Source organism: Chlorobiota bacterium, assembly GCA_016700335.1.
GTDB lineage: Bacteria > Bacteroidota > Ignavibacteria > OLB7 > OLB7.
Genome location: CP065014.1, coordinates 357176 through 375897 on the forward strand (window position 1 = coordinate 357176; position 18722 = coordinate 375897).

The 18722-nt window shown below is 29.4% G+C and carries 14 protein-coding genes; 4 read left to right on the forward strand and 10 right to left on the reverse strand.

Annotated elements, in window-relative coordinates; genetic code table 11:
* Window positions 1-79: 79 nt before the first annotated feature.
* The 4 genes from IPP08_01470 to icd form a co-directional block, all read right to left on the reverse strand.
* Entirely contained in the window at window positions 80-529 is a 450-nt protein-coding gene (locus IPP08_01470) for a hypothetical protein (GenBank protein ID QQS66869.1), read from the reverse strand.
* A 74-nt stretch (window positions 530-603) separates the two neighbouring features.
* Entirely contained in the window at window positions 604-1527 is a 924-nt protein-coding gene (gene hemF / locus IPP08_01475) for an oxygen-dependent coproporphyrinogen oxidase (protein ID QQS66870.1), read from the reverse strand.
* 112 nt (window positions 1528-1639) lie between these two features.
* The gene (locus IPP08_01480) at window positions 1640-2077 is read right to left on the reverse strand and encodes an arsenate reductase ArsC (GenBank protein QQS66871.1); all 438 of its coding nucleotides are present in this window, start codon (window positions 2075-2077) and stop codon (window positions 1640-1642) included.
* A gap of 103 nt (window positions 2078-2180) precedes the next feature.
* Complete coding sequence (icd, locus tag IPP08_01485; GenBank protein ID QQS66872.1) at window positions 2181-3503, reverse strand: NADP-dependent isocitrate dehydrogenase; 1323 nt, start codon at window positions 3501-3503, stop codon at window positions 2181-2183.
* Window positions 3504-3674: 171 nt separating this feature from the next.
* Here icd and IPP08_01490 point away from each other — a divergent pair, with 171 nt between their 5' ends.
* Window positions 3675-4085 carry a Rieske 2Fe-2S domain-containing protein gene (locus IPP08_01490; GenBank protein QQS66873.1) on the forward strand — a complete coding sequence of 137 codons (411 nt, stop codon included), beginning with the start codon at window positions 3675-3677 and terminating at the stop codon, window positions 4083-4085.
* 506 nt (window positions 4086-4591) lie between these two features.
* On the opposite strand, the gene IPP08_01495 is transcribed toward IPP08_01490, so the two are convergent.
* Window positions 4592-7663 (reverse strand): N-6 DNA methylase, encoded by a 3072-nt coding sequence (locus IPP08_01495; GenBank protein ID QQS66874.1) that lies wholly within the window; start codon window positions 7661-7663, stop codon window positions 4592-4594.
* A gap of 516 nt (window positions 7664-8179) precedes the next feature.
* Between IPP08_01495 and IPP08_01500 the strand changes: the two genes are divergently transcribed.
* Together IPP08_01500 and IPP08_01505 are read left to right on the forward strand one after the other, a co-directional pair.
* Window positions 8180-9466, forward strand: a complete 1287-nt coding sequence (locus IPP08_01500) for a serine hydroxymethyltransferase (protein ID QQS66875.1) — start codon at window positions 8180-8182, stop codon at window positions 9464-9466.
* Window positions 9467-9516: 50 nt separating this feature from the next.
* On the forward strand, window positions 9517-9936 hold the full coding sequence (locus IPP08_01505; GenBank protein QQS66876.1) for an EamA family transporter: 420 nt from the start codon (window positions 9517-9519) through the stop codon (window positions 9934-9936).
* Window positions 9937-10010: 74 nt separating this feature from the next.
* Here the strand turns inward: IPP08_01505 and IPP08_01510 are convergent, their stop codons facing one another.
* Complete coding sequence (locus IPP08_01510) at window positions 10011-11822, reverse strand: alpha/beta fold hydrolase (protein QQS66877.1); 1812 nt, start codon at window positions 11820-11822, stop codon at window positions 10011-10013.
* 176 nt (window positions 11823-11998) lie between these two features.
* Between IPP08_01510 and IPP08_01515 the strand changes: the two genes are divergently transcribed.
* Window positions 11999-12859 carry a DMT family transporter gene (locus IPP08_01515; protein QQS66878.1) on the forward strand — a complete coding sequence of 287 codons (861 nt, stop codon included), beginning with the start codon at window positions 11999-12001 and terminating at the stop codon, window positions 12857-12859.
* Here IPP08_01515 and IPP08_01520 read toward each other — a convergent pair.
* The 4 genes from IPP08_01520 to IPP08_01535 form a co-directional block, all read right to left on the reverse strand.
* Entirely contained in the window at window positions 12856-14298 is a 1443-nt protein-coding gene (locus IPP08_01520) for a radical SAM protein (protein ID QQS67808.1), read from the reverse strand. The two genes, IPP08_01515 and IPP08_01520, sit on opposite strands and share 4 nt — an antisense overlap.
* Window positions 14295-15224, reverse strand: coding sequence for a hypothetical protein (locus IPP08_01525; protein QQS66879.1), 930 nt, complete (start codon window positions 15222-15224; stop codon window positions 14295-14297). The genes IPP08_01520 and IPP08_01525 overlap by 4 nt, the downstream gene beginning before the upstream one ends.
* 193 nt (window positions 15225-15417) lie before the next feature.
* A complete protein-coding gene (locus tag IPP08_01530; GenBank protein QQS66880.1) occupies window positions 15418-17925 on the reverse strand; it encodes a TonB-dependent receptor in 2508 nt (835 codons plus the stop codon).
* A 91-nt stretch (window positions 17926-18016) separates the two neighbouring features.
* Entirely contained in the window at window positions 18017-18646 is a 630-nt protein-coding gene (locus IPP08_01535) for a helix-turn-helix domain-containing protein (GenBank protein QQS66881.1), read from the reverse strand.
* Between the last annotated feature and the right edge of the window lie 76 nt (window positions 18647-18722).

Here is an 18722-nt window from a genome sequence, read left to right on the forward strand (position 1 = left end):
ATACTGATTTAAGTAATTTAAATAAAGTTGTTATTGATTGAAATATATTTTAATTAAAAAAAAAGATAAAACAAAGAATCTAAATACCACCTGCAAATTGAGGTGAAACATTCTCAAGGAGTTTGAGAATTTGTTTATCATCTCCAATATATTCAATAATAACTCTATTAGTTTTGTAAAAGTGAGGAGTTGAACCCCATTTTGCTTGAATACTATTTATGGTCATACCATCTTTAGAAATTCCATTTGCTGCTGCATCAAGATTCTCAGAAGATTCATATTCAAAAACATCTACAAATGATTCTCCATTTATCTTTAAAACATAACCTTTAGTTTTAAAGAAATCTTGTTTTGTTTCTCCAACAACTTCAATTTTTGCACCACTAACTCTTAATATTTGTACAACTCCAAAAGTAGGGCTTGAAACATCAATCTCCATTTCAGGTTTACCCTCTAAAGAAGTACCACTCTCATCGAGCCTTGGAACTTCTTCTATTGAACAAGAAATAATTGAAATTGAAAGAATCAAAAAAACTAAAATAATTTTAAACATTCAAATATTAAAAAAAAATCTCAAATTAAATTTATTAAAAAAACTATAATTTAAATTTGGTAACTTACCCAATCAATAGGAGTTTCAAACCATTTCATCAACTTTACTTCATTAGCATTAGTATGCAAATCTGCATTGTAATCAAAGTTAACTACTGGTGGTAGGCTCATTAGAATGCTCTCAGTTCTGCCTCCAGTTTCTAATCCAAATGTTGTGCCTCTATCATAAACCAAATTAAACTCAACATATCTTCCTCTTCGTAAAGACTGGAATTTTTTTTCTCTTTCAGTAAATTCTTCAAACTTTCTTGCTTTAACAATTGGCAAATATGATTCAATAAATGAATCTCCACATGACCTCACAAAAGCAAAATTTGACTCTTGATTATTTGAAGCATCACGAATGTAATCAAAAAAAATGCCACCAATACCTCTTGATTCTTTTCTATGTTTTATATAAAAATATTCATCACACCATTTTTTATACTTAGGATATAAATCAAAACCAAAAGGATCACAACTACTTTTTAATGTATTATGGAAATGAATAGCACTAAATTCATCTGGAATAAATGGGGTTAAGTCTGCGCCTCCTCCAAACCAAGAGTCACCATTTGATTGTTCAAAATACCGGAAATTAGCATGTACAGTAGGAATTCTAGGCGAATAAGGATGAATAACTAAAGATACTCCAGTAGCAAAAAAATCTGTTGATTCAATATTCATTCTTTTTGCTAAAGTGGTTGGGAGTTCACCTTCAACTGATGAAAAATTAACTCCACCTTTTTCAATTACATTTCCATTTTCAATCACTCTTGTAAAACCTCCTCCACCCCCTTCTCGCCTCCATTCATCCTCAATAAATATTCCTTTCCCATCTTCAAGTTCCAAAGCTGAACAAATAGATAACTGTAAGGAACGAAAATAGTTTTGTACTCGTTCTCTTATTGGAATATTTGTATCTGAGTAATTCATTAAATTTAAATTATATCACTTAAAGATAAAAACTAATTTGTAATTATATGGATTTAAGAGTTAAAAAAAGTTAAAATTAGATAAATAAAAAAAATAGAAAATATCGTCAGGATTAAAATTCATTTATATATAAATCTTTAAAATTTGAGCTGATGAATTCTTGACAGAACAATTTAATTTCTTCTCTAACATTCATATAAACTGATTTAATCTGGATGTCATTACCTTGAGAATTATATGGATCTAAAAAATTTCTGTGAATAATTTTAGGATTATATGCAAATGAAGGGCAATTCAATTTTGCGTTATTACATAAAGTAATTACAAAATCAAATTTATAATCTAAATATTCAAGTACATTGTTTGAAGTATGATTTGATATATCAATTCCATCTAAAAACATAGTATCAATAGTGTTCTGGTTAATTTTATCTGGACTTATTCCAGCACTATATAAATCTAAATTGTTTTTAGAATATTTTCTCAAGTATCCTTCTGCCATCTGGCTTCTACAGCTGTTTCCAGTACAAACTACAAGAATTTTTTTCAATTATAACTTCAATATTTTAAAAAAAATAACCAATTTAATTTAATAAAAAAACGCGGAAAGATATTAATAAATTTCCGCGTTCATACAAATTATAAAATTGATTTTACATATTGTTTATCATTTCAGTTCCAAATTCTGAACACTTAATTTCATTTGCACCATCCATCAATCTTGCAAAATCATAAGTTACATTTTTAGCTGCAATAGCACCATCCATCCCCTTAATTATTAAGTCTGCTGCTTCAGTCCAGCCCATATATCTTAACATCATTTCACCGGAAAGAATTACAGAACCTGGGTTAACTTTGTCTAAACCAGCATATTTTGGTGCAGTACCATGTGTAGCTTCAAAAATTGCAGCACCAGTAATGTAATTTATATTTGCGCCTGGAGCAATGCCTATTCCACCAACTTGAGCAGCCAAAGCATCAGATAAATAATCACCATTTAAATTTAAAGTTGCAATAACATCAAACTCATCAGGACGAGTTAAAATTTGTTGTAAAGTAATATCTGCAATTGCATCTTTTATTATCATGCCAGCCCCTGGTTTGCCTTCAGGTATTATACACCAAGGTCCACCATCAATTTCTACAGCACCAAAAACATCCTTAGCAACACCATATCCCCAATCACGAAAAGCACCTTCTGTATATTTCATGATATTACCTTTATGAACAATTGTAACAGATTTGCGATTATTTTCAATTGCATAACTTATTGCACTATGAACTAATCTAAAACTTCCGCTTCTACTAACTGGCTTAATACCAATACCAACCATCACATCATTTCCAACCATATCTGATCCAACTTGAGACCAAAATTCAGATGCTTTTTCCTTTGTTCCAAAACGAATTTTATCAAAATTATCTGGAAAATTTTCTTGTATGAAATTCAAAACTTTTTGAGCTTCAGGGCTTCCTGCTTGATATTCAATTCCAGCATAAATATCTTCTGTGTTCTCCCTGAAAATAACCATGTTAACTTTGTCAGGACTTTTTACAGGTGATGGAACACCAGTAAACCAACGAACTGGTCGCAAACAAACATACAAATCAAGAATTTGCCTTAAAGCAACATTTAAACTTCTAATTCCACCACCAACTGGAGTGGTTAGCGGACCTTTAATTCCAACTAAATATTTTTTGAATGCTGTTAAAGTGTCCTCTGGTAACCAAACTTGTTCTCCATAAACTTCATTAGCTTTTTCTCCAGCATAAACTTCATACCAACAAATTTTACGTTCTCCATTATATGCTTTTTCTACTGCTGCATCCATAACACGAACAGATGAACGCCATATATCTGCACCAGTTCCATCGCCTTCTATAAACGGAATTATTGGGTTGTTGGGAACAAGAAGTTTTCCATTTTGCATTGATAATGCTTCCCCCTCAGCTGGAGGTTGTAAAGTAAATGACATTTGATTTGAGATTTAAAATTATTATATTTAAAGATATTTATAAACTAAAACTTTCACGAATGTATTAAAACTTATAACTTAGATTTGCTTTCTAAAAATTATAAATTAATTCGGACTGCGAAAATAATTATCATTTAAGTTTTCACATAGATTATTTTTTATTAATAATAAATGCAAAGGAAAAATTTCATTAAAATATTCTTTATTTCTTTAATTGGAGGGATCATATTTTTATTATATAAGTTCATTTTTAAAACACCTGAAATAGTTAAACTTGGGCATGTAAATGAATTTCAAAACTTCCCGCATTATGAATTTGATGTAGGTGAAAAAGAAGCAATTTTAATGCAAAACGATAAAGGAGAATTTTACACTTTAAATTTGGAATGTACTCATAAAAAATGTAAAGTTGAATGGAATAAAACTGACAAAGAATTTAAATGTAAATGCCATCATGGAAGGTATAATGCTAAGGGAGAGCCAATTGGTGGTCCTCCAAAAAGACCATTAGAGATTTTAACAACAATGGTAATGAATGATAGCTTGGTTGTATTTGCAGACAAAAATTTGTTTAAGCAATAAAATAAAATATATTAGTAAGAAATAAATTTGTAAGTTCGATTAATGTAATAAATGTATAAATTTAAAGGTTAAAAATTATATTTATTAGTATTCATTTGCTGATTTGTTTTGTTATTATTTATTAACTTAAACTAATTAATTAAAATGAAAATTAACCTAAATTATTTTAGAAAATTGTTGAAAAAAATTTCTCTAATCTCTACCCCCCCCTCTCAGGCAAACACCAAAATATTTAGGTAAGTTTAGACTGAAATAACTTTCTTCTTTCAAAAGATATTGCCTTGCTTCATTATTGTTAAGTTCTAAAATTCGTATCATTAACTTTCAATATTATTGACAAATGTTTACCTGTAATTACGCCAAGAACTTTTTGTGATTTTTTAAAAGTAGCGATTTTTACTACTAATTAAGATGTGAAGAATCTCATGTTTGAGTATAAACAAATGTAAATAAGAAGCATTGAAACACCACTTTTCTTAACTGTTTGGCTGCCAAGTGCATCCATTTCATTCAATTTCAATTTTATTAATCTCTTTCATCAATCTATCTGTTTCAGAAAGGGCTATAACTATTTTTTGATAATGTAAAATGTCATCAAACTCAAGTGTTCTTTGTTTGCGGTCTTTGAGCCATTTTTGTGCTGGTTGATAACCACCAATGTAAAAGTCCCAAGCAACTTGTGGAACATTGTCGAAATACTGTGTATCGTTAATAAAAACTTTTCCGTTTTCGTATTTTGGTTTTACAACAACATTGCTTCCATCTTTTGGATATTGCGTTATATATTTTTCAACAATTGGACTTTCTAATAAATGTATTTGCCGTATTTCACCACCAAGTTTTACCAATTGCCAAAACGTACCGTTGTCTTTTGGAAAAGGCACTCTCGGAAAATCAATTTTTAAAAACTCTTTGTATTTTTCTCGGTACGTTGGTGAATGTAAAACAGCATAGATATAATCTAAAATGTCAATGGGTGCAAATGTGTTTTTGGTTGTTTCTTTTTCGTTGGTGAAGGTTAAACCTAATTTATCTGCTATTTGCTTTACAATTTCTGTGTTTAGGTTTGGTGTTCTTTCTGCTGTTTGCCCAATGGTTTGTTGTCCATTGGTTTCGGGATAAAGATACAAAGGTGCTAAATAACTTGCTCCGCCAAGTGTATGTTTATCAACCATAGAATTGACTACAAAAATATCACTATAATCAGGTTTAATTATTGAAACAATTTTTTCAAAAGTTAACCCAATATTTTTATTTTTAAAAAAGTGTTTCATTACCTTTTCTCTTGCCCTTCCAATTTTTTTAGTGTCAAAATATATTTTTTGATAGTCAAATGGTCTATATGGAAACTGACAAATTAATTTTTTATCAATTTCAATAGAATAAAAGTTTGAAACATTTTGCTCTAACTCATCAATGTTCTTATTAATTAATATTGAATCATTTGATGTAGTTATCCCAACTGAATTGACAATAAATATTTCATTTATTTGAAAACCTGCATCATATTTTTCTTGAACTCCGTAATCTTTTTTTACAAAAAAATAGTTTGGAGCAACATTTGGTAATTCTTTGAAATTAATGTTTTTAATTGAATTTTCAATTAGAAAATCGTATTTGAATTCACGTTTTCCAAACAAATCAAAATGAAAGACTTTTCCTAATTCATTTGATTTTTTGTTTCCAGTTTTAATAAATAGGTTTATAGAAACTCCTTGCATAATATCAAAAACATTTACATCTGCACTTCCATCTGGAGAAATTTCTTTTTTTCGTGAATTTCCGTGCAAATCAATAGTATAAATTTTGTCGTAGGCTTTTAATAAATTCCAACGCATTCCACGAAAAGTTTGATTATCTAAAAATCCGTGTGGATTGATAAAAGCCAAAATTCCGCTTCCATTTTTCTCTATAAAGTGTTGACCATAACGCAAAAATTTTGCGTAATCGTCATTTAACATTTTTGAATTTTGTTCTTTTAGTTTTTCTTTTCCGCCTGGTTCTTTTTTATAATCTTCCATCAGGCTCATTATCCATTCTCCCTTGTTTGCACTTTCTCCGCTATATGGCGGATTTCCAATTACACACATTACTGGTGTATCTCTTTTGATGTGATTGGCTTCGTTGGCTTCTGTACTTAACCAATTTGCAAAAAGAGTTCCTGTGTCTTGGTGGTGTTCTTCTAAACTGTTGGTAAGATAAACTCTGAACCTTTGGTTTGTTGTTGCTTTGTAGCCTGTTTCAGTTAAAAGTAAATCTAATTTTAAATGTGCCATTGCGTAACTTGCCATTAGCAACTCAAATCCATTGAGGCGAGGCAATAAATGCGTTTCTACATAATTGCTCCAAATTCCTTTTTGTCCTTCAAATTTTTTATGAATATGTTTTACTACTTCAGCTAAAAAAGTTCCTGTGCCTGTTGCTGGGTCAAGTATTTGAACTTTGTGAACTTCCTGTTCTGTCTTTTTGCCCTGTACATCAACCTTTATCTTTGTTTTGCTATTGTCTGCAAGTCCTTGCGGTAAATCAAACTCGGTTTTTAAAATATCATCAACTGCCCGAACAATAAAATTTACAACTGGTGCAGGTGTGTACCAAACGCCACGAGCCTTTCGCAATTTCGGGTCGTACTCACTCAAAAATGTTTCGTAAAAATGGATGATTGGGTCTTCCATTTTTGTTGACTTCCCGTAGTTTTTTAAAATTTCTTCAACATTGCAAGCCAAAAATATTTCCACCAAACTATCTACAATCCATTTAATACGGTCGTCAATTTCGGGACCAGCAATGTAGCCAAACAGTTTGCGTAAAAACGGATTTGATTTTGGAATTAATTCTGCGGCTTCTTGTCTGCTGAAAGTGGGCAAAGTTGGGTCGTGTAAACGAGCCGCAAACATTCCGTAAGCAATGGTTTGAGCATACACATCAGCAAATCCTTTGGGCGTAATGTCGTGAATAAGAATTTGCTTAAAGGCGTTCATTTGGTCTTTAAGTGTGCTATTCTCATTATGAGTTTCATCACTTGTCAACGCCTTTTCAATAACATCAGAAAGAAGGCGGGCTTTGCCCGCCATCATTTCTGCCAGTTTTTTTGAACTTTTTATTGTCTGCCCAACGTGGGTAGCAAAGTCTTTGATGAGATTTGTAAAAGTTGCAAAGTTCTCGGATAGCGGAACTACTTCATACTTGTCACCCTGAGTTTGTCGAAGGGCAGCAATTGCAATTTTTGTAATAAAAATTCCGTCAATGTATAAATGGAAGTCTAAATAGTCGGTAAAAATTAAGTTGTTTAGCGAAGCCTTGTATCGGTCGAACTGTTCTTTATTTCCCGTTTTCTTTGCTCCTTCAAGGTCTTTGTCGCCAATGTCCTTTGCTTCAATAAAACCTACTGGAATTTCTTTTTTGGTCAGAATGTAGTCGGGTGCTCCGCAAGATTGTCTTTTGGGTTCGTTGGTCGCCCTAATGTCAGGCACTAAACTTTCTAACAGTTGTTGCAAGTCGCCACGAAAAGTATGCTCGGTAGAATTACCAAGTTTATAACGCTGATTTAAGTTGTTTATGTACTGGTCTAAATTCATTTATTTTTCTATTCGTTTTGAAGTCGCAAGTTATAACTTTTGTCTGTTGGTACGTTGGTAATATATGGCTCTAATGCTTTTGTGAAATATTAACTTATCTGTCAAACAACATTAAAAATGCCATTTATTAGGGCAAACTAAAATTGATTGCCACTTTCTAAAAATAAGTTTCCACGTCATATTAAAGCCTGATAATGGAATACAATATTAAGACATTTCCTATAATAGTTTTTTCTTATTATTTCTATTTTGGTAGTAGTTATTTTTGAATGATGAATTTGATTAGTTGACTAATTTAAGATGCTCAAGTAAGGAAATTTATTATTGTGAAAAATTGAGTAATAATTCAAGCAGGAGATAAAATATTAATTAACAAAATTGCAATTATTAGATAAATTATAAAATGAATTAATATCATACCAAATAATAATTGATTGAATAAATAAAAATAATTATAACACAACTCAAAAAATTCTAAATTTGCAATTAGATAAAAACATTTTTAATAAAACAATAATGAATTTTTTAGAAGAGCAGGATAAAGAAATTTTTGCCGCAGTAATGGGGGAAACAAAAAGGCAAAATGACAAGATTGAACTAATAGCAAGTGAGAACTTTACAAGCCAAGCAGTAATGGAAACTCAGGGTTCTGTTCTAACTAACAAGTATGCAGAAGGGTATCCGGGGCGTAGGTTCTATGGTGGTTGTGAATGGGTTGATGTTGCAGAAACTATTGCACAAGATAGGCTAAAGCAATTGTTTAATGCTGAATATGTTAACGTTCAGCCACATTCAGGATCAGGAGCAAATATGGCGGTCTATTTTTCTTTTCTAAAACATGGTGATGTTGTTCTTGGTATGGATTTATCTCATGGTGGACATTTAACACATGGTTCATCAGTAAATTTTTCTGGTAAATTTTACAATTTTGTTTCTTATGGAGTTGATAGAGAATCGGGTTTGATAGATTATAATATTGTTCGCGAACAAGCTCATAAGCACAAACCTAAAATGATTACTGTTGGAGCATCAGCTTACAGCAGAAACATTGATTACAAAGCATTTGGAGACATTGCTAAAGAAGTTGGTGCATTCCTAATGGCAGACATTGCCCATCCTGCTGGATTGATTGCAAAAGGATGGCTAAACTCACCAATTGAGCATTGCACAGTTGTTACATCAACAACACATAAAACCCTAAGAGGACCAAGAGGGGGGATAATAATGCTTGGTAAAGATTTCGAAAATCCATTTGGCGTTGTTGCTCCAAAATCTGGCAGAAAAAAAATGATGAGTGAATTAATAGATAGTTGGGTTATGCCTGGAATACAAGGTGGACCATTAATGCATGTTATTGCAGCAAAGGGGGTTGCTTTTGGTGAAGCACTAAAAGATGATTTCAAAATTTATACTAAAAATGTAATTGATAATGCAAAGGCTTTCTCAATTGCAATGATGAATAATGGTTATAAAGTTGTTTCAGGAGGGACTGATAATCATTTACTATTAATTGATTTAATGGATCATAACTTAACAGGTAAGGCAGCTGAAATTGCATTAGATAACGCTGGAATTACTTGTAATAAGAATGGGGTTCCATTCGATGATAAATCCCCTTTAATTACATCTGGCATAAGGCTTGGTACTCCTGCTATGACAACAAGGGGGATGTCCGAAAATGAGTTCAAACAAATTGCGGATTTTATTCATAAAATTTTAGGAGATATTAGCAACACAGATTTGCAAACTAAAGTAAAAAAAGATGTAGCCGAGTTTTGCAATCAGTTTCCACTTTACAAATAATGGAATTGATTAAAACTCAAATGTAAATTAATTTTTAAATAATTCAAGAAATGGAACCATGGCTATTGTACTCTCTCTTGGCTATGCTTTTTGCAGGTTTAACTTCAATTCTTGCAAAAGTAGGTTTGAAAGATATAAGTTCAGATTTAGGCTTGGCAATTCGTACTGGAGTTGTGTTTATAATTGTAATAGCAAATTCTTTTTTACTTGGAAATGTTAACGAAATTGGGAAACTTACACCAAAGACAATTCTCTTCCTTGTTATTTCTGGAATAACAACATCACTTTCTTGGATCTTCTACTATCGTGCAATGAAATTAGGGAAAGTTTCATATGTTGCAACTATTGATAAAGGGAGCATTGTAATAACTTTAATGCTCTCCTTTTTACTACTTAAAGAGCCACTAACCTTAAAATTAATTTCGGGTGCAATTTTAATAATCTCTGGGTTAATTGTTATTGCTAGTTAATTTTTTTTTTCATTTAAACATTTAATTATTTTTAAAGTAAAATGTAATAACAAAATGATAATAAATTTCAATAATTATTTTATGACTATTATTTTATGTATTTTTACAAACTCCCCAGAACAAGCATAAATCCAATACATTCCTGGTGAAAGTTCATCAGTTGGAATTGTTGAACTGCTAATTAATTTATTTAAATAAAGTCTATTGACAACAGCACCAAGCTGATTGAAAAGAACAATTTCAATATCTTTTGTACTATTAAATTGAAATGAAATTGGTTCACCTTTTGTAACTAAATTTTTATCAAAAACTAAATCAAATTTACTACTTAAAACACTCTTTTCAACTGATTTATTATTCTGAATAATTGGATAAAGTTCAATGAAACTTGGAAAATCTGAACTGCTGAAAAGAGTATCATTTGCATCAGATTGAGGTGGAAAAGGAGATAACCCAAATTCATCTGACGCTTTAGGGTGAGATTCTCCAAATTTAACTCTAGCTTCAATTTGATGACCCTTTCTAATCAAATAATACTGAGGATTTAAATCATACTTAATTTCCCTTTTAGATTTATTCTCATTTGAATATAACCTAACCTGATATGAGCCTCTGGTTATTGGGTTACTAGTTTTTAAAATTGGATTATAGTCATACAATAATACGTTAGCTTGATATTTTATTGCATCTGAATTAACCCAAATAGATGTTTTATAAGACATTAACTCAGCATCATTCTTAATTGGATCTGAGAAAAATTTCAATGAAATATCATTTGTTATATTTTTTATATACTTTCTTTTTTCAAGCAATTCTGTAGTTAACACATTTGAATTTACACTCTCAATTAATTTATTATTATTTGTTAGATAATATGTAATTGGTATAGTTTTGGGTGGAAAACAATTATTGAAATTTGATTCAGTCAAATATTTAATTTTATTTTCTGAGGCATCAATTAATATTATAGCAGAGTCTTTATTCATGATAGTTTCAGTTTTAATTCCTTTAAGCCAATAATCACAAAATCTAATTGAAAGATTCATCAAACCTAGCAATTGTGATGGGTCTTTTGGTAAGCCATGTCCACCTGGAAATATAATTAATTTTTTATCTGAATAGATTAATTTAAGCTCATCAGCAATATCTAAAACTCTGAATAAATCATCTTGCCAAGCAAGTGCAATCAATAAAGGGATTTGAATATTTGATAATTTATTAACTATATCTTTTCTTGAAACATAATTTTTAATTGCATAATAATCATCATTAACAACCAAAGGCATTAAAGTATCTCGCATAAAAGGTCCATAGTTAATTGATTTCCCACCAGTAGTTATTGCATTATAGCAAAAGTAATTTAAGCAACCATTATTTAAGCATGCGTTCTCAAGGTTTGGGACTGCAATAATTGGGATTGCACATTTAATTGGTAATTTATTTACAGCAGCATTCCAAGTTATCATTCCACCTTGAGAACCTCCTAACATACCAATTTTATCTTTATTAATTTCACTTCTTTTTTGCATCCAAGAAATAATTTCTTTGGTATCTTGAAGTATCCTATCATCAGTCATCCAGTTAAATTCACCTTCAGAAGGGTATCCAGCAGGAGCACCCTGACCTCTAACGCTAAACTCAACACAATAATATCCATTTAACGAAAACAGGTTTGCAATTGCAGTCATGTCTTCTTTAGATCCAGCATAACCATGAACTAACAATACTGCAGGAAAGCCACCTTTCGGAGTTAATTGTAACGGAGTAAAAAATGCTAAATTCATTATTTTTCCATCACTCATTGTTAATAAAGTATCAACACGAAATTGTGACTTAGAAACATTAAAAGAAAAAATAAAAATAAAAAGGAGTAAATATTTAATCATAGTAAATGAAATTTATCTAATATAAACAAGACAGATTAGAATTAGTTAAACGCAAAAGTAAATAAATTCTAAGCATTAAGTATTTGTAAATTTGCTTATCAATCATAATATAATTTTAAATATTTAAATAAAAATAATTATTTAAAATAAATTTTATTTTAACGTAAAACCGATTTATGCAGTTAAGAACAAAGGGAATAGTATATCTAATTATAGGTGCTTTTATATGGAGTTTTGGTGGGTTGTTCATCAAGCTAATATCAATGGCACCCCTTGCAATTGCAGGATGGAGAAGTTTTTTTGCTGCAATAATAATGTTATTCTTTGTAAGAAAAGAAAAGTTAGCAATTTCAAAATGGTCATTGATTGGTGCATTATCTTACTCTGGAACAGTAATACTTTTTGTAATTGCAACCAAATTAACAACAGCAGCCAACGCGATTTTAATTCAGTATACAGCACCTATTTATGTTGGATTATTAAGCAGAAGAATATTAAACGAAAACATTAAAAAGAAAGATTGGATAATTATAATTGTTGCAATTTTAGGTATGACACTTTTTTTTGCAGAGAACATATTTAGTTCTAAAACTCAAACTAACAACTATAATTTGATTGGAAATGTAACCGCAATTTTCAGCGGAGTATGCTTCGCTTTTACTGTTATTTCAATAAGAAGAGAGAAAATGAATTCAACATTGCAACCAGTACTTTATGGGAATATAATAACTTCAATTATAGCTCTTCCTTTATCGGGATTTGAAATTCCATCATCGAACAACTTAATTTATTTATTGTTTTTAGGATTTATACAATTAGGATTTGGATACTTATTTTTTGCAAAAGGAACTAAGTTAGTTACAGCAATTGAATCTGCTTTGGTTCCTATAATTGAACCAGTTTTAAATCCAATTTGGGTTGCACTTTTTTATTTGGAGTATCCTTCTTTTATTGCAGTAATTGGTGGTTTGATTGTAATTTTAGCTATCACTTCAAAGAGTATAAATTTTGAAGGAATAAAGAAACTTATATCTTAAATTAATCTATTGAGTTTATATTTTTCATATATAGATTTAGGTAAAAAATAAAAACCTGATAAAACATATTTTAAGTTTTCAATTGAAATATTTCTATAAAATAATTTTAAGGATTGGATTCCATATTTATATCGATAAATTGAGTGAACATACTTATAAAGTTGAACATAAAAATTTGTATTGAAACTCCCTTCATACATCATTGTTAGGTCGTTAGAATCATTCCAATTTGTTTTTTCATTCATTTGATCTTTAACAATTTGATAAAATTTTGTACCAGGCAAAGGATAAGAAACAGAAATCCCTATTTGATGTGGCATGTTCTTTAAAATCATATTTATAGTCTCATTAATCTCGATCATAGTTTCGCCCAAATAACCAAACTGTATGAAATAACAGACTTTAACTTTTTTTAGTTTCAGTAATTTAGTTGACAAATTGATTTGTTCAATTGTGGTCCCTTTTTCCATTGAATCTAGAATTTTTTGCGAACCGCTTTCAGCTCCAATCCATACTTCATCTAAGCCAGAAGCAACCAATGCATCAATAGAATCTTCAATCATTAAAAGGTCTGCTCTTGATTGAATTTTAAATTTGAATTTAAGTTGTCTTGTTAACACTTCATCTCTAAACTCTTGCACCCAATTTTGTTTCAACCCAAAAATATCATCACACATCCAAAAATGCTTTACATTAAATTTATTAATTAAAAATTCAATTTCATTTACAACATTAATAACAGAGCGAACATTGTATCGGTTACCATAAATTGGTTTGGCACACCAATTGCATTTAAACGGACACCCTCTTGTTGTAGAAATATTGAGTGAGAAGTAACCATGATATTTTTCCCAAATTGATTTATATTTTGGGATGTCGATTAAATCCCAACCATAACCAATAGAATCAATATCTGATAAAACATCTCTATTTAAAGTTTTAATTATTTTGCCAAATTTGTCTGAATAAGCAATACCATTTACATGCCCAATTTCTTTTTTTGTATCCAAATTACTTATTAGTTCAATTAATGTTTTGTCACCTTCGCCAATTAAAACAAAGTCTGCTCCTTGAGTTAAATAATCTGAATAATTATCGGTAGAATCTGATGAACTAACAATTACTTTGCAATTATAATCTTTTCCAATTTTAACTAAATCAAATGCAGCATTACGCATTTTACTTAGGCACATTTTAGTTAAGTAATTGAATCCATCTTCATAAATCACTAATACATCAGGCTTGAATTCAACTATAGTTTGAATGATTTGAAGTGGGGAATTAGAAAGGCTAGTATCATGTAAAGAAACCTCATAACCATTATTTCTGAGGGAATTAGCAGCAATGATTGTTGCAATAGGTGGATAAGGTTTTTTGAACAAAGATTGCTTTTGATCAAAATTATAAAAGTAGGAATTACTAAATAAGACCTTCATTATTTTATTGAAATATTATTCATATCTTCAAACTCTTTTATCTTTAAATCGAATTCTATGAGAATTTTTTTTTCATAATTGTTTATATGTTGTTTGGAAACATTTTTGTTTGATTTGAATGAGTGAGATAAATCTTTACTACTCAATTTAGGGAACTTATTTCTCCAGTACATTTTCATTCTATTCATTATAAATTCATCAACTTTATCTATAAATTTAAATGATAAAATTGATTCACAAAATCTTTTTATAAATGGTGAGTTTAAGTTTGATGAAGGTTTAAATGTTTTTCTAGAAAAGTTTGGGAAATAATCTGAAATCCAATTATTATTGAACATTAAAGAAGAATAATGATCAAATCCATATAATGGAATAAGAGTTATAAGCTCATTTGCAGTAAAAAAATTTTTCTCATCTATTTCAAATTTATTATCACTAATGAAATAGTTCAGACAAAAATTCCTTGAAGAATTGAACAGAAAAACAAATCTGAACAATTTTAATAAAGTACGTGAAATCCATAACCTATCATGCTGAACAACAATAAAGTAATCAATATCGGAAGTTGGTTTCATATACAATTTAGATATTGAACCAGAAAGCATAACTGAACGAACAAATGGAAAACAAGAAATAATCTTTGTCATTATCTTAGCTACTTCAATTTTTTTTAATGCTAATTTAAGAGCATTCTCTCTCAACAAAAATATACTCTTATCATTTGAAACAGAATAATATTTGCCAAACTTAAAAACTAATTTTTTATCAATTAAATCTTCTAACAAATAAACTAATTCGGTTGAGTTAGTAATTTCTTGATTATGATAAAATGAAATTTCTTTAAGAGTTAATGGGCATGAAAAGATATTCGCATATAGTAGTGATTTTAGAATTCCATTTGATGATATTGCAGTATTGATTAATTCCATTGAATCAATGAAATGTTATTTGAATAGTTAAAAAAAATCTAATTAAAAGCTAAAGTATTAAAGTAACAAACACAATTATTCTTAAACCCAAACAAAAGATTTAAGTTACAAAAATGAAAAAAAAATAGCCTAATAAAAAATTAGGCTATTAATTAAAATTAAAAAATTTATTTCAAGATAAAAATTTATATTTTTACATGCCATACCCGCCCATATCATCATTACGAGGGCTATCATTTTGTTTTTGTCTTGGCAAATTAAGTTTCTGACCAAAATTATAAACTATATTCAAAAAAGCAATTCTTGATACAGATTTCATTTCAAAACTAGAGTAAAAATCTGGTGCTTCAGTTTGAAAAGCCATTCTTTGAGTATCAAATAAATCGCTTAACCTTAAAGAAAAAATTAAATTATTAGACATCATTCTATAAGAAATTGCCAAATCACTTCCATAATTTGGTAATCTTCTTGAATATCCAATTTGACCTTTTGATCTATATCTCGAGGAAAATACTGCGTCTAAACCATCATAAATTGAAAAGATTGCATTTAAATTCCCACCAACAATTACTGCATTACTAGAAACATCACCAGCAATTTCACTTCCATCATTTGTAAGACTAGAACCATTTAAATTTAACGTAAAGTTTAACCAATTAAATGGTTTTGTAGAAATTGACATTTCACTTCCAAATGTTGTTGATGTACCAAAATTAACTTGAGTTGTGGTTGTTATATTATTTGCCAGAGAAGTTACATGCCTTATTGAACCGTTTTCAACTCTTACAAATGGAGATAAAGTAAAAGATCCCCAATCACCGAAAGTGTTATAATTTAATTCAATTGCATGAGTATATTCTGGATTCAAATTTGGATTGCCTATATATCTAGAATAAACATCATATCTGCTTGTGTATGGAATTAGTTGATCAAATCTGGGTCTATTAATTCTTTTGCTATAACCAAGTTGAAGTTGAGAATTATCTGCGATTTTATATAGGATTGATCCACTTGGAAAAATATCTAGAAAACTTTTATCAATATCAGTTTTGTTGTTATAACCCCCAATTATGTTTGTATTTTCTACCCTTACACCTGCTTGCAAACTGAATTCTGAAGTTAACTCATGATTAACTAATAAATATCCAGCATTATAATTATCATCATATTTATAAGTACTAGTATTATAAGGATTAGAAATAAATTGCTTTAAAGAATCATTATAAATTTGGGAAACAACATCGTTATTAATTTCTCTCATTTCACCTTTATAACCAGTTTCAATTTTAGTCCCTTTTGATATTGGTAAAGAATAATCAAGTTTATAAGTTAATCCTTTATTATTTATAGATAAATTATCATTTTGAATATTTTCTTTTCCTAATAGAGTTGTTTTATCATTTATAAAATTAGAAAAAGTAAATTTTTGATCATCCTTAGTTTTTGAATTAGTAAAATTAATATCTGTAGTTAATTGATGTTCACCTTCAAATTGTTGCTTGAAAGAAAGAGATCCATTTATTAAGGTGTTGCTAGAAGAATTATCACCAACTCTTGTTGAGTAACTTAAGAAATTGTTAGTAAGGCTACCCAGAGTTTGATCATACTTACCTAAAGAAGTTGTTGGTCCTGAATAAGTGTTAAACAAACTTGAAAGTGAAAGAGAAGTTTTTGGAGTAAAGTTATAATCTAATCTTAAGTTTGCATTCAAATTATTTCCATTACTTGATCCTTCAGAAGTTTGGTTTAGTTTTATTACTGTTGCACCTAATGAATCTTTGGTGTCTCTACTAACTAAGGAATTAAATTCCATAACGTTTCTTGAATAACCAGCGCTAGCAAATGCACTAAAACTATTTTTCCTATAATTACCATTTAAAAATGCATTATATCTATCCCAAGTTCCATAACCTAATGTAACCCCTCCACCATAACTTTCTCCAGTTTCACTATTCTTTTTCATTACTATATTTATAATCCCTGACATACCAGTAGCTTCATATTTGGCAGATGGATTAGTAACAACTTCAATGTTATCAATCATTGAAGTTGGCATTTGTTTAAATAAATTATTTAATTGTTCAGAACTCATTGGTAAGGGTCTTCCATCTATTAGAATTGTTGGGTTGCCTTTGCCTCTTAATGAAATATTCCCATCTTGATCAACTTCAATAGCTGGAATTTTAGCAAGTGCATCGCTAAGATTAGTTCCTATGAAAGTTGGGTTTGCAGTTAGATTAAACACTTTTTTATCAATGCGAATTTCTTGAAATTCTTTTTTCGCTGTAACTTCAACTTCATTTCCTAATGTTTGATTTTGAGAAATTCTAATTTCTCCTAAATCGAAAACAGGAGGTTCATCTTGAATTGTTATCTTATCAATCTTTTTAGTTTGGTAACCTATAAAGCTTACTTCAACATTATATTCTTCAGATGTTCTTAATTTATCAACAATAAATTTACCATCTGATTTAGAGATTGCCCCACCAAATGTTTTGTTTGTTTTAGGTAACTTGATTGTTATTGTTGCATATTCTAACACCTGATCAGTTAAAGAATCTTTAACTATTCCAATTATATTACCCTTTAAGCTTGCATTCATTGAAGAAGGTATTTGGTTACCTCTTGGGAACTGAGCATTTGATGGAATAAAACAAAATAATAGACCAATGAACAGGAAATTTGATAATATTTTATTCATATTTTTTTCTAAAAAGAATTTTTTTGGATTAGTTCCATAATAACGATTAAATACATTATAAATTATTTACATAAAAAATTTAAAAATTTATTTACAATTTTGGGTTAGATATTATGAGTGTAAAATGAGATGTCTCATTTGTATGATTTCTAATTCTATGATTATTATTAGCATCAAAAATTAACAGTTCATTTTTTTGAATTACTTTTTCCCATTGCCCAGAATCTACATCTTTACATTCAAATAATACTGAACCATTTGAACATAGTAAAGTAACTTTAGAGTTATATGTAATGTAATCTTCAGTCCAATAACTCTTTGGTAATAGACAAATATTTACTAATTGACAATTTAAATTTTTTTGAAAAGGGGTTAAAAAAATAGTAGTGTTTTTACTTTTAGAGTATATAATCTCAGTGTTTAAAGCATTAGACTCACCCTCAATTAAAATGGAAAAATTGTTAGTTAAATGATTTTCGTCAACAGGCTTTTGGTTGTTCTCAGCTTTAGTAAAAAATGAAATTAGAGTTTCATTCTGAGCATTTAAAATTTTTTTTAGTAGAGACCAATGAGCAATTCTTTTCCCAGATTCAATCATTGATAAATAAGATTTTGAAATACCTATATTTTTTGCAATTAAATCAGCTTTAAATCCGTTTAATTCTCTTAATCGTTTTAACTGAACTCCAAGTTCTATTGAATCATTTATTAGGAATCTCATTCTTTTATAAAGTAAGTACTAATTTAAGTTTGATGGGGTTAATATTACAACCAACAATAAGTAGATTAAGCTTAGT

Coding starts and splice junctions, on each gene's coding strand:
- IPP08_01505 (QQS66876.1), top strand. CDS start 9,517: ATGGAACCATGGCTATTGTACTCTCTCTTGGCTATGCTTTTTGCAGGT.
- icd (QQS66872.1), bottom strand. CDS start 3,503: ATGTCATTTACTTTACAACCTCCAGCTGAGGGGGAAGCATTATCAATG.
- IPP08_01515 (QQS66878.1), top strand. CDS start 11,999: ATGCAGTTAAGAACAAAGGGAATAGTATATCTAATTATAGGTGCTTTT.
- IPP08_01490 (QQS66873.1), top strand. CDS start 3,675: ATGCAAAGGAAAAATTTCATTAAAATATTCTTTATTTCTTTAATTGGA.
- IPP08_01530 (QQS66880.1), bottom strand. CDS start 17,925: ATGAATAAAATATTATCAAATTTCCTGTTCATTGGTCTATTATTTTGT.
- IPP08_01510 (QQS66877.1), bottom strand. CDS start 11,822: ATGATTAAATATTTACTCCTTTTTATTTTTATTTTTTCTTTTAATGTT.
- hemF (QQS66870.1), bottom strand. CDS start 1,527: ATGAATTACTCAGATACAAATATTCCAATAAGAGAACGAGTACAAAAC.
- IPP08_01495 (QQS66874.1), bottom strand. CDS start 7,663: ATGAATTTAGACCAGTACATAAACAACTTAAATCAGCGTTATAAACTT.
- IPP08_01525 (QQS66879.1), bottom strand. CDS start 15,224: ATGGAATTAATCAATACTGCAATATCATCAAATGGAATTCTAAAATCA.
- IPP08_01500 (QQS66875.1), top strand. CDS start 8,180: ATGAATTTTTTAGAAGAGCAGGATAAAGAAATTTTTGCCGCAGTAATG.
- IPP08_01535 (QQS66881.1), bottom strand. CDS start 18,646: ATGAGATTCCTAATAAATGATTCAATAGAACTTGGAGTTCAGTTAAAA.